The organism is Microbacterium sp. P2_F9, from assembly GCF_056403635.1.
This window is the reverse complement of the sequence record NZ_JBFUFC010000103.1, coordinates 1-12,647: the sequence shown is the minus strand read 5'-3', so window position 1 is coordinate 12,647 and position 12,647 is coordinate 1. Positions and strand designations below refer to the sequence as shown.

The following is a 12,647-nucleotide window of genomic DNA, read 5'->3' as shown; positions in this document are numbered from 1 at the left end:
TTCGAGGCCCTTGGCCGTGTGCATGGTCATCAGCGAGACCGAGCCCGACGCGTCTTCGAGGTCATCGGCATCCGACACCAGCGCGACCTCCGTGAGGAAGTCGATGATCGTGCCCTCGGGGTTGTTGCGCGCGAACTCCCGGGCGACCGCGACCATCTCGTCGAGGTTCTCGAGGCGAGCCTCGTCCTGCGGATCGCGGCTCGCACGGAGCGCGTCGTTGTAGCCGCTCTTGCCGAGGAGCAGCTGCAGGCCCTGGGCGACGGCGGTCGGCGGGGCGAGCTCGCCCGTGGCGGGAAGCATGAGGTCGGTGGCCTCGGCCAGCACGGCGTCGAGGTGTGCGATGGCGGCCTGGATCTTGGGGCCGACCCCGAGCGCCGACGAGTTCGCGAGCGCGTCGCGGAAGGTGATCTGCTGGTCGGCGGCGTAGCGCGCGATCGCGGTCTCGGTGACGTCGCCGATGCCGCGCCGCGGCTTGTTCAGGATGCGGCGCACGGCCATCTCGTCGGCGGGGTTGGCCACCGCGACGAGGTAGGCGAGGGCGTCCTTGATCTCGGCGCGCTCGTAGAACTTCGTGCCGCCCATGATCTTGTACGGCACGGCCGAGCGGATGAAGATCTCCTCCAGCGCTCGCGACTGCGAGTTGGTCCGGTAGAAGACCGCCATCTGCGAGTAGTCGACGCCGGCACGGCGCAGCGCCTCGGTCTCATCCGCGACGAACTGGGCCTCGTCGTGCTGCGAGTAGCCGGTGAACCCGACGATCCGCTCGCCCGCCCCGACGTCGGTCCACAGCTTCTTGTCCTTGCGGTCGAAGTTGTGGCTGATCACAGCGTTCGCGGCGCTCAGGATGTTCTGCGACGAGCGGTAGTTCTGCTCCAGCAGCACCACCTTCGCGCCCGGGTAGTCGCGCTCGAACTCCGTGATGTTGCGGATGTCGGCGCCACGGAAGGCATAGATCGACTGGTCGGAATCGCCGACGACGGTGAGGGATGCCCCGGCACGGTCGGGATCGTCGGCCGGGTCGGGCTCGAAGATCATCATGCCGCTCGAGTGCGCGATGGGCGCGGCATCCGCACCGATCGGCCGCGTCAGCTCGCGGATCAGCGCGTACTGGGCGTGGTTGGTGTCCTGGTACTCGTCGACCAGGATGTGCCGGAAGCGCCGCCGGTAGGTGTCGGCCACGTTCGGGAACGCACGGAAGAGGTACACCGTCTGGGCGATGAGGTCGTCGAAGTCGAAGGCGTTCGCCCGCTGGAGCGCACGCTGGTAGTCGCCGAAGATGCCGACGAAGATGCGCTCGGCAGGGTCGTTCATGTTGGCGTCCCGCGCGTAGGACTCGGCATCCGCCAGCTCGTTCTTGAGCTTGGAGATGCGGCTCTGCACGCCACCGGGGGTCAGGCCGAAGGCATCAGCCTCATGCTCCTTGACGAGCCGCTTGATGAGCGCGCGCGAGTCGCCGGAGTCGTAGATCGTGAACGACTTGGTGAACCCGAACTGGTCGGCTTCGCGGCGGAGGATCCGCACGCACGCGGAGTGGAACGTCGAGATCCACATGCCCTGCGCACGGTCGCCGACGAGCTGTGCGACGCGCTCGCGCATCTCGCCGGCGGCCTTGTTGGTGAACGTGATCGCGAGGATCTGGCTGGGCCACGCCTCTTTGTTGCGCAGCAGGCTCGCGACGCGGCGGGTGAGCACGCTCGTCTTGCCCGAACCGGCGCCCGCGACGATGAGCAGCGCCGGCCCGCGGTGGGTGACGGCCTCCCGCTGCGGGGGGTTGAGGCCGGCGAGGAGGTCTTCGTCGGCGCGGCCGTGCGAACCGCTCTGCGGTCCTCGATCCCCGCCGACGACAAGAGGCGTGGATGCGTCGGTCATGGCCCTCCGAGTCTAGGCGCGCGGGCCGACAGCGGCCGGTCCGCGGGCCGCTCCTCCGCTCGGCGGAGGGGCACGGGCGAGGGGAGGATCATCCGCGCAGGACTCATCCTCCGCCCGCCGCTGCCACTCCGCTGAGCGGAGGACCGCCGGGGCGAGACGGGATCGACGCTGCCGAGCCGCAGGGGAGAATGGTGCTGTGCGCACCCTTCTCAACATCATCTGGTTCGTGCTGTCGGGCTTCTGGATGTTCCTCGGCTACGTGGCCGCCGGAGTGCTGCTGTGCATCCTCATCCTCACGATCCCGTGGGGCATCGCCTCGTTCCGGATCGGCGCCTACGCGCTCTGGCCGTTCGGGCGCACGATCGTCGCGAAGCCGACCGCGGGTGTCGGCTCGTTCCTCGGCAACGTCGTCTGGGTCGTCCTGGCCGGCTGGTGGCTCGCGATCGGCCACATCCTCACCGGTGTCGCGATGTGCATCACGATCATCGGCATCCCGCTCGGCATCGCGAGCTTCAAGCTCGTGCCGGTGTCGCTCATGCCGCTCGGCAAGGAGATCGTCCGCATCGACGAGGTCGCAGGCGCCGGCATCCTCTGAGAGACGGATGCCGGGGCCCCCGGCATCCGGATCGTCGATCTCGCGGCGCCGAAACACCACATCCGCGCCGAGAAACCACATTCCCGCTGAGACATCGCGCGCCGCGCTGGGTCTCGATCGGTTTGTGGTTTCTCGGCGCCCGGAATGCGCGGAGGCCGGCCCGGCCTCAGAACTCCTCGGGCACGTACCGGAAGGTGTAGCCCGGGTCGACGTAGTCGCCCTGCTCCTGCCGGGGCGGCAGCGTGACCGGCTCCCGGGGGATCGTGCCGTACGGCACCTGCGACAGCAGGTGCGTGATGATGTTCAGCCGCGCGCGCTCCTTGTCGTCCGACACGGCGACGTGCCACGGCGCGTGCGGGGTGTCGGTCGCCTGGAACATCGCGTCCCGGGCGCGGGAGTAGTCGTACCAGCGGCTGTAGGACTTGAGGTCCATGCCGGTGAGCTTCCAAGTCTTGCGGCCGTCCGTGATACGGCCCTCGAGCCGACGCGTCTGCTCCTCCGGGCTCACTTCGAGCCAGTACTTGATGAGGATGATCCCCGAGTCGACCATCGCCTTCTCGACCCCCGGCACCTGCTCGAGGAACTTGGTCACGGTGGCCTCGTCGGAGAACCCCATCACCCGCTCGACGCCGGCGCGATTGTACCAGGACCGGTCGAAGATCACGACCTCGCCCGCAGCGGGCAGGTGCGGGATGTAGCGCTGGATGTACATCTGGCTCTTCTCCCGGTCGTTCGGCGCGGGCAGCGCCACGACGCGGAACACCCGAGGACTGACGCGCTCGGTGATCGCCTTGATCGTGCCGCCCTTGCCCGCTCCGTCGCGGCCCTCGAACACGATGCAGACCTTCAGCCCCTCCTGCTTCACCCACTCCTGGAGCTTTACCAGCTCGATGTGGAGCTTCTTGAGCTCCTTCAGGTACTGCTTCTCCGACAGGCCGTCGCCGTCGCCCTTGGACTTCTTCGACATCTTCGTCTCCTCGAGGTGAGTCGCGCCCGCGCGCTTGGCGCCACACTAGCGCGCTCGTCAGGAGGGGACGGATGCCTCGACTCGGGCGCGGCGGCCCCAGGGCAGTGCGAGCAGCACACCGACGACGACCAGGACGGCTCCGAAGGCAGCGGCCCACCACGCCGTGTCGCCGGGAATCTCGAGGTAGGTCGTGAGTCCGAGGATGCGGGCGAGCCCCCAGGGCAGCAGGCCCACCTGGTCGTTCCACAGCGACAGCACCGGCTCGAGCCCGATGATCGCGACCACGGTCGCGGGAATCGCAAGCCCTGCGCCGACCGCCGTGAGCACGGCGCCGGTCGCGCGACGAGCCCCGAGGTGAGTCGACAGCGCCCAGCCGGCGGCGACGAACAGCCAGAGGAACAGAGCGAAGGCGAGCGTGATGTAGACGGTGCGGCGGGTMGGGTCGGTCCAGAATCCGTACCAGTATCCGCCCGGGCCCGAGAAGGAGAGCGCGAACAGGGTGAGGCTGCAGCGCAGCACGATGACGCCGCCGACCGCGGAGATGACGGGCCACGGCGAGCGATGGCGGCGCATCAGCCGGTCGAGCACGAGCAGGAAGACGACCCACGCCCCGAGCACGATGACCAGGTGCGTCCACGACAGGAACGAGGTCTGCACCGCGCGGGTGCCGACGAGCAGCGCACCGGGCACGATGAGCAGCAGCCAGTGGTCGAGGGTGAGCATGCCGAGCGTCGACTCGCGCGCCCGCCACGGCCGGGTCGCTCCCAGCCAGGTCGCGCGGGCAGCCGCGGCTCCCGGCCGGCCCACCAGGCGGGTGCKGGTGGAGATCATGCCGATCACGAGCCAGATGAGGGCGAGCACGAGCATCACCCGGGCGATCCACGACATGGCCAGATCGCGATCGGCGCGCTGGACGGCTTCCTGGGCTGCGGTCAGGTTCCACGCCGGGTAGTCCACATCGCCGGTGTACGCGGCGAGGTGCTCATCCGCCGCGGCCGTGAACTCGTCGCGCGCGTCGGACCAGGCCGCGTACGCGTCGGGCGACAGGGTCTGGTGCCAGCGGGCCTGCTCGAGGAACATCGCACGGTACGCCGACAGCATGTGCAGCACGTCGACCTCGTAGTCGAGGCTTCCCACGAAGGCCTCGCGCATCGCGGGATCACGCCAGGTCGAGGCATCCGTCCCCTCGACCGCATCCCGCATCTGCTCGGCCGTCGCGACCGCCCCTTCGCCGAGGGCGATGGTCTCGTCGACGCGGTCGCCGACGATCTTCGACATGACGCCGAGCGAGGCGGAGTCGCCGGTGACGATGTCCCACTCGAAGATCCACATCATGGGCGGCGGTTCGAGGCCGATCGCGAAGCTGCGCACCTCGGCGAACGGCTGGAGGTACAGCCCCTGGGTGACGGCGTCGCGCGAGAGCGCCATGGCGTTCGCGATCGCGGTGACGGTCTCGGGGTCGTCCGAGAACCACTCGCGCGCCCAGTCGACGGTGACCTGGCCGATGTCGGCATCAGGGTCGCGCGCGAGCGCCGCGGCGGTCTGCGTGTTCAGCTCGTACAGCTGCCAGAACCCCGACTTGAGGTAGAGCGACATCGGACCGGCCCGCCAGGGGCCGCCGTCCTGCGTCCACGTCCAGATGCCCTCGATGTTCGGGTTCTCGGCGAGCAGCGTCTGCAGCGCCCATTGGTACTGCGGCCCGAGGTCGTTCGGGAACGATCCGAACGCCTCGAACTCGCGCCGGCTCTGCAGCTCGATGATGCGCCGCTGGTCGCCGGTCGCGAGCGTGTCGTTGAGGGGCAGCCAACTGTAGAAGTCGCCGAGCGTGTACTTCGTCGACACGATCAGCGCGGGCGAATCGATGCCGTCGAGCACCGCGTGGTACGACGCGGGGTCGGTGTGCATGTCGCCGACGTCGCCGATCCCCACGCTCCAGGTGCGGAAGATCACTTCGCGACCTTCTGCCTCGGCCTGCGCCGAATACGTCTCGAGCATCGTCCGCACGGCATCGACCGTGCGCACCGCGATCTCGGAGTAGTAGTCCCAGCCGGGCTCCTGATAGACGTTGCCGCCTTCGCCGATGCGGATCAAGATGCCGGAGAGCGCCGGCTCCGCCGCGTACAGCTCTTCCAGGCCCGCGGTGTAGACCTCCCAGAACTCCGGGTTCTCGGTGTCGAGACTGCCGAACCGCTGCTGGAAGTAGGAGTCGAGCTCGGGGGTGAGCGTCGGCATGTCGGTGCGGAGGAAGATCTTGACGCCGAGCTCGGCAGCGCGGTCCCAGAACGGGCCGAACGCCTCGCGCAGCGCGAGCGCACGCGCGACATGCGGGTCACCCTCGGCATAGACCGGGCCGTCCGGCACATCGGCGAAGGTCGCGAACTCGACGAACCCCGGCCACGACACGGCGTTGTAGCCGTTCTCGACCGAGTGGGCGAGGAAGATCTCCCAGTCGTCGTACGCGTCGGCGAGCGCGGCCTGGTCGATGTAGGGCGGGTCGGCGAGGTAGACGTCCTCGAACGCACGCGAGACGTGGGAGTAGTCGGTGCCGTCGACCCACTGCGCGGGGTCGGGGTCGACGCCGACCGCGCCGAGATCGACCATGCGGAAGGGCAGGGTGGCGGCGGACTGCGCGCCGACGAGCGCCGTGATGTCGGTGCCGGAGCGCACGGCCGCGGCCAGGTCGTAGACGCCGCGGGCGGCGCCGGCGTCGCTCGCGGCGTCGATCCGCAGGGCCGTCGCGTCTCCGCTCAGCGTGTACGAGTCGTCGGCGGGGTCGCCATCGCCGGTGGAGACGGTGAGGGATGCCTCGCCCGAGGTGTCGGCCGCGGCGGCGGCATCCGTCAGCGACTGGAGCGCGAGCGTCACGCGGGGCGTGGCGGGCGCGTCCACGGCGGTGAAGCGGGGTGCGGCGACCGCGGCGGCGACGACCGGAACGACCGGGTCGGCGGGGGTCATCTGGGTCGAAGGCTCGGTGCGGATGCCGAGCGCATCGCCGACGACGACACCGACCCCGAGGCCGAGTGCGAGAAGGACGATGGCGGTCACGGCAGCGAGGATTCCCCGTCGCCGCGCCGTTGTCATGAGAAGAGCCTAGGTGGCGCGGTCGGACGGGCTGTCCCGCGGGGCACCCCTCCCGGCCCGCCGCGGCCAATCGTTACCGTTTCGAAGTGCGCCCCGCGCCTCAGACGACGCACCGGACGAGCGTCAGCCCATCCTCCGCTGAGCGGAGGGGATCGGACGAGCGGAGGTCGATCGCACGCACATCGATCCTCCCCCGCCCTGTGGCACTCCGCTCAGCGGAGGAGCCGGCGGTCCGGCCGCCCTGGACTTCTGATCAGACGGATGTCGGGATGCCGTCGGGCAGCCACGTGAAGCGGTCATGCACCGCGGCGGGCGCGCGCTCAACAGCGGTGCGGATGCCGTTCTCCCCGTCGAGGAAGTGCGACCAGCCGTCGTAGTGCGCCGGCACCACGATGCGCGGCTCGAGGTCGGCGATGAGGGTGACCGCGTCCGCCCCTGTCATCGTGTACCGCAGGGCTCCGGTGAGCGGAAAGCGGACACCGCCGACGTTGACGATCGCGACGTCCACATCGAGGTCGCGAGCGACTTGGCGCACCGGACGCGAGAGCACGGTGTCGCCGACGACCCAGAGCGCGACCTTGGACTCGCCGGGCCGCCGCAGCGCGAAGCCGATCGCCTCGCCGACGATGGGCCGGGTGAAGGGCGGGCCGTGCCGGCAGGGCGTCGCCGTGACGTCGATCGGCGGGCGGCCCTCGACTTCGAGCCGGCTCGTCGCGCCGGGCTTGAGCCCCTGGGTGTTCGGCAGCGCGAGCCGCTTGGCGCCGCTCGGCGTCGTGACGACGTGGCGCGCCGACGGCAGGAGTGCACGACCGGCATCGTCGAGGTTGTCGGCGTGGTGGTCATGGCTGAGCAGCACCAGATCGATCGGGCCCAGGTCTTCAACCGATACGAGCGGCCCGCGCGTCTTGACGCTCGACGTTCCGAGCGCGAAGGCATAGCGCCGTCCCGGCGGATCGAAGGTGGGATCAAGGAGGATCCGCCATCCGTCGAACTCCACCAGGATCGTCGGACCGCCGATGCGGGTCAGTTCCATCACCGAACACCTTCCCCAAGGATTCGAAGGGCCATAGCCCGCATGATCACCGTAGCGGGCTGCCCTCCCTGCCAACGCGAAGCCACTCGATTTAGGCTGAGCGTGACCCCGAGGAGTGCGATGCCCCGACTTCTGGCCGCTGCCGGCGTCATCCTGCTGCTCTCACTCACCGCGTGCGCTGGAGGCTCCATGTCCGATCCGACGTCTTCGGCATCCGAACGTCCCCCGTTCCGCACGAGCTCACCCGGGCCGGTCTCGCCACCGGGAAGCCCGACGGCGGTACCGCCGGCGTACTGGGACGCGATCGTCGCCGATCTGACCGAGCGCGGGGTCACCGGCACCCCCGAACTCGTCTCGGCCCAGGCGGTGACCTGGAACAACGGAGCGCTCGGCTGCCCGAAACCCGGCATGTCCTATACGCAGGCGATGGTCGATGGCATGCAGGTCATCGTCAGCGTCGATGGCACGCAGTACGACTACCGCTTCGGCACGTCCGGCACACCGGTTCTCTGCGAGAAGTGATGACCTGATCGGATGCCGCGACCGCGCGGTCGCGGCATCCGATCATTCCCCACCGTGCGCGAAGGGGGCGCCGCGCCAACGGCGCGACGCCCCCTTCTGGCAGTCGCTACTGGACCTTGGTCAGGATCGCCTCTTCCGCACCCGACGTGTTGTCCATGACGACCGTCATCACGCCGAGCGGCTTCTGGGCCGCGACCTGCGCGGCGTTCACCGCGACCGGGTACGTGACATTGCCGTTGCGCGGCACCGTCTCGTACTGACCGTTGCTCAGCGCGGGCGACCACGGGTTGTACGACGCCCACGCGTCGAACGAGTCGGACGCGCCGGCGACGACGTTCGAGTAGCCGGACACCGTGTAGGCGAACGGCGCGGCCGTCGCCGTGAGGCCGAGCGCGCTCGCCCGCACCGGCAGCAGAATCGTGCTGCTGTCGGTCGGTGCGGTGGAGAAGAAGCCGCTTCTGCTGATGCCACGCGTCCCGTAGTTGTAGATGAACACCTCGGAGATGCCGTTCGCCGAGCCCGCGGTGACACTGCCCGAGTCGGCCGAGATCACGGCGTACTCCGGACTCCCGTCACCGTTCGTGTCGATGTTCACGTCGAACTCATCGCTCGCGGCGTTCGACCACCGCTGATGGGTGTTCACCGCGAACACGAGGAGCTTGGTCGGGCCGAAGTCGAAGGACTGCACGCCCGCAGCACGCAGGTCGTACCCGGTGTCGACCAGGGTCGTGGGCACATCCTGCGGGTCGCTCAGACCCCAGGTGTAGACGTCGGCGGCTGCGTCAAGCGCACCTTGCGGGTTGCTCAGCGTGATGTCCTTCTGGCCGTCGGCGACCACCGCACCCGGCGCGAACAGCGGGCTGCCGCTGGCCACACCGACCTGACTCGTCGCACGGGGCACGAGCAGGTAGGGCACGCGCAAGGTTTCCGAGTTGGACTTCAGCACGACGTCGCCCGAGAACTCGTAGAACGAGAACTGGTCGTCTTCGCCGAGGGACGTGCCGACCGCGGACGGATCGGCGGTGAGCGTGACAGTGAACTTGACGGTGCTGCCACCGGGGACGGTGACCTTCTTCGGGCTGAACACGATCTTCGCCGTCTCAGACTGCGCCGATGGCTCCGAGCTGAGGTTGTAGGTCACCGGCTTCTTGCCGTAGTTGTTCAGCGTGATCGTCTTCTCGCCGCGGAAGCTGGACGCCGACTCCTGGAAGCCGTAGCTGAGCGCGGTCTCGCGAAGCCATCCGCTGTCCGTCTGGAACGCATCACCCGTCGCCGTGACCTGGGCGCCGACTGCCTGGGCGGCATCGACGAGGCCGACTCCGCCGAGGACGAGGTTCTGGCCCGCGACATTCTCCGGGTCGGCGCTCGACACGATCGCCGCGGCGACCTCGCTCGCCTTCCACCCCGGGTGCGCCTGGACGACCAGCGCCGCGACGCCCGCAACATGCGGCGACGCCATCGAGGTCCCCGACATCGTCGCGGTCCCGTTGCCGGTGCCGAATCCGGTCGAGACGATCGAGACGCCCGGTGCCGCGACATCCACGCCCACGGCACTGTCACCGCCGCGCGGTCCGCTCGAGGTGAACGAGGCGTACCCGCGGAAGCCCGGGTTCGCGAGCGGCGCCGCTGCAACCGTCGCCGGTTGATCGGTCACGAACTTCGCGTCGTCCGTGGACTTGACCCCGAGGAACGGAATCGTCACGGTGTACGGCTCTCCTGTGTCGGGGTTCGAGGTGATCGCGCCTTCGAACGGCGGGTAGGCGTCGACATTGTTGACCATCAGCGACACCGCAGCGCCGGCCTGCTGGGCGAAGATCGCCTTCGCGGCCCGGGCGCATGTCCCGCGCTGCGCGACGGCGAGCTGGTGCCCGCCGGGCACGACGCCGGCGAACTGGTACGCGGCCACTGAGCAGCCGAGGGCTTCGTTCTCGACCGTGGCCGGGTTGTTCGTTAGGCGCACGACTTTGGTGTCGCCGATGCTCGAGAGATCCGCACCGTTGGCGTTGATCGCGGGGACTCCTACGCCGCCGACCGTGACGATCGCACCCGGGAAGGTCGCGGTGCTGTCAACGGCTGAGACCGAGATGACACCATCGCCGTTGCCGGCGATGTAGGGGCTCGGGCCGGAGTTGCCGGCCGACTTGACGACGACGATTCCGGCGCCGATCGCGTTGGATGCGGCGACCTCGTCGGGGTCGTCCCCTCGGCTGAACGGCGAGCCGAGCGACATGTTGATGACGTTCATGCCGTGGTCGACGGCCCAGTCGAGCGCCGGGGTGATCACATTGGTCGAGCCCGCACACCCGAAGACGCGCAGCGCGTAGATGTCGGCCTGCGGCGCGACGCCCGGACCGATGGTCCACGCCTTCGATGCCGTCGACGAGTCATAGGGGCCCGTGTAGGTGGCACCGGTGTCAGTGACACCGCTGCCCGCGGCCGTGCCCGCGACATGGCTGCCATGACCTGCACAGTCGAGGGGATTCTCGTCGGGCTTCGGCACACTGCCGGGCGTGTTGGCGTTGTACGCGTCGCCGACGAAGTCGTAGCCGCCCTTGACGCGGGGAGCTGCGGGGCCGAACAGTGCCGGCTCCGGGGCCTGGGCGTCCGTCGCGAGCGCCGCCTGGTACGCGTCGACCGTGCCCGGGCCGGCGAAGTTGGCGTGGGTGTAGTCGATGCCGGTGTCGATGACCGCCACCTTGACGTTCGTGCCCGTGTAACCGGTGTTCTGCCACACCTGCGGCACACCCAGGAACGGCACCGAGACGGCGTTGTCGACCGTGTAGGTCTTCACGGCGTGCACCGCGACGACGTTCGGGAGTGCGGCGACCTCATCGACATGCTCGGCGGGAATCGACAGCTGAATGCCGTTGTACGCAGACTGCATGTCAGCCTGGATCTTGCCCCCCTGGCTCTTGATCGCACCGGCGATGGCATCCTGAGCCTTCTTGAGGTTGCCCTTCACCGAGTTGCGCTCATCCTGGGTGAGGTCGCGGCCCTTCTTGGCCTGCACCACGGCGACCGGATCACCCTTCATCTCGACGATGACAGTCACCTCGCCGTCGGCACCGACGGACAGCGGCGCTGCCGTGGTGTCGACCGGGCCCTCCGACTCGGACTTCTGGAACCGTGACGACGGATCGTCGTCGGGAGTCGCGGCGAAAGCTGCCGTGGGAGTGGCGATCGCGAGCGCTAATGCGCCGACTACAGCCAGAGAGCGTCGGAACAAGGGACCCTGCTTTCTCAGATGTGAAACAGCGGCATACCTTGCGGACGCTATGTGGCGTATCACAAAAGGTCAACATGGAACGTTCAGATTTGAGCAGAGCGCACAAGCCAAAGCGCGGATTTTCCGCGATCTGGCACAGGTTTGATTAGGAAGACTTAATCAACACGCGCTCGCCCAGCACCGATGTCAGCAGGAGCGCGACGTGTGTCTCGAGCGTGTGGTCGTCGCCACTGCCCATCAGTTCCGCCGCCCGCTTGACGCGCTGCACCACGGTGTTCTTGTGCAGGTGATGGGTGTGCGCCACTGCGGTGTAGCTCTCCCCCGCTTCGAGAAAAGCGAGCATGGTCTCACGCAGCTCGCGTGCACGCTCACCCGAATCCGCCAGTGCACCCAGACGGGTGACGACGAACTCACGCGCGGCGGGCAGATCCGCCGTCAGCATCGCGACGAGCTGTACGTCATGAAACCGCACCACCGGCCCGATCCTCCCTGGCACTGCGACCCTGATCATCGCTCGTGCCTGCTCCGCTTCCTGGTGGGAACGGACGAATCCCGCAATGCCGGTGCGCATGGTGCCGATGCCGACCGTCACGCCCTCCTCGATCGCCGGAATCGTCACCGGCGCCCCGACAGAGCTTGCAACCCAGGCATCCATCGCGTTCAATCCCGTCGCGAGCGTCAGCAGACCGCTCGCCCCCATGCTTGCGGCGATGGTCCGCGCCGCCGACTCCAGTGGATCCATGCCTGCCGCGGCATCCTGTTCTCGATGCAGGCTCAATGCGATGTGCCGCTCGTTGAGGGGGTAGTGCAGGAGCCGTGACGCCTCATTGGCATCGACCCGCTCGCCGGCGAGAATGGCTGCGACCATGGCGGCACGACGTGCCGCACCGGACGTTGCGCGGCGCTGCATCTCGCGTTCGTACTCGACGACCACGATCTCGGAAAGCCGATCGATGTACCGCGATGCGGTCGCCACGGCGAGCTGAAGCTCGTGGACCTGGTCACGCACATCGGTGTGCCTGCTGATCGCCGGCGCGCACCAGCGGAGCCAGTGGTCCATGCCGCGCCGGTAGCCGTGCAGCACGGTCGGCAGCGCAATGCGCTGCAGCACCGCATCATGCACATAGGCAAGCGCCTCCCGCGGTGGCTGCACGTCCCTCTCGGGATCGGCGAGCAGGAGAAAGAGGGCCAGGAAATTGGCCTCGGCGCTCCCGCGGAGCTCGTCGATGAACTCGGGCGTAGCGCCCAGTTCGGGCATCGACGACTCGACGTACTCTCGCGTCAGATCACACGCGAGCGCATGAGTCCACTCCAAGATGTGGGGGCCGACAGCCCGCGAGACCTCATCATCGAG

The 12,647-nt window shown here is 68.6% G+C and carries 8 protein-coding genes; 2 read left to right on the top strand and 6 right to left on the bottom strand.

All coding sequences use genetic code 11. From position 1 onward, the window contains the following. Positions 1–1,869 (bottom strand): ATP-dependent helicase (locus AC1DVT_RS11960; protein WP_477389169.1); only part of this gene is annotated, 1,869 nt, incomplete at its 3' end. 196 nt (positions 1,870–2,065) lie between these two features. Here AC1DVT_RS11960 and AC1DVT_RS11955 point away from each other — a divergent pair. Further along, positions 2,066–2,464, top strand: a complete 399-nt coding sequence (locus AC1DVT_RS11955; protein ID WP_477389167.1) for a YccF domain-containing protein — start codon at positions 2,066–2,068, stop codon at positions 2,462–2,464. A 166-nt stretch (positions 2,465–2,630) separates the two neighbouring features. Here the strand turns inward: AC1DVT_RS11955 and ppk2 are convergent, their stop codons facing one another. The 3 genes from ppk2 to AC1DVT_RS11940 all read right to left on the bottom strand — a co-directional run bounded on the left by ppk2 (position 2,631) and on the right by AC1DVT_RS11940 (position 7,545). Beyond that, positions 2,631–3,431, bottom strand: coding sequence for a polyphosphate kinase 2 (ppk2, locus tag AC1DVT_RS11950; protein WP_477389166.1), 801 nt, complete (start codon positions 3,429–3,431; stop codon positions 2,631–2,633). Positions 3,432–3,488: 57 nt separating this feature from the next. Beyond that, positions 3,489–6,512, bottom strand: a complete 3,024-nt coding sequence (locus AC1DVT_RS11945; RefSeq protein ID WP_477389164.1) for a hypothetical protein — start codon at positions 6,510–6,512, stop codon at positions 3,489–3,491. A gap of 253 nt (positions 6,513–6,765) precedes the next feature. Further along, positions 6,766–7,545: an MBL fold metallo-hydrolase gene (locus tag AC1DVT_RS11940; protein ID WP_477389162.1), complete on the bottom strand. Its 780-nt coding sequence runs from the start codon at positions 7,543–7,545 to the stop codon at positions 6,766–6,768. 120 nt (positions 7,546–7,665) lie between these two features. Between AC1DVT_RS11940 and AC1DVT_RS11935 the strand changes: the two genes are divergently transcribed. Further along, positions 7,666–8,067, top strand: a complete 402-nt coding sequence (locus AC1DVT_RS11935) for a hypothetical protein (protein ID WP_477389160.1) — start codon at positions 7,666–7,668, stop codon at positions 8,065–8,067. A 106-nt stretch (positions 8,068–8,173) separates the two neighbouring features. On the opposite strand, the gene AC1DVT_RS11930 is transcribed toward AC1DVT_RS11935, so the two are convergent. Together AC1DVT_RS11930 and AC1DVT_RS11925 are read right to left on the bottom strand one after the other, a co-directional pair. Then, entirely contained in the window at positions 8,174–11,293 is a 3,120-nt protein-coding gene (locus AC1DVT_RS11930) for a S8 family peptidase (RefSeq protein WP_477389158.1), read from the bottom strand. Positions 11,294–11,438: 145 nt separating this feature from the next. Continuing rightward, positions 11,439–12,647: PucR family transcriptional regulator (locus tag AC1DVT_RS11925; RefSeq protein ID WP_477389156.1), on the bottom strand; the 1,209-nt coding region annotated here is incomplete at its 5' end.

What these genes read in the sequence shown, in the direction of transcription:
- ppk2 (WP_477389166.1), bottom strand. Translation starts at nt 3,431, where the DNA reads ATGTCGAAGAAGTCCAAGGGCGACGGCGACGGCCTGTCGGAGAAGCAG.
- AC1DVT_RS11940 (WP_477389162.1), bottom strand. Translation starts at nt 7,545, where the DNA reads ATGGAACTGACCCGCATCGGCGGTCCGACGATCCTGGTGGAGTTCGAC.
- AC1DVT_RS11935 (WP_477389160.1), top strand. Translation starts at nt 7,666, where the DNA reads ATGCCCCGACTTCTGGCCGCTGCCGGCGTCATCCTGCTGCTCTCACTC.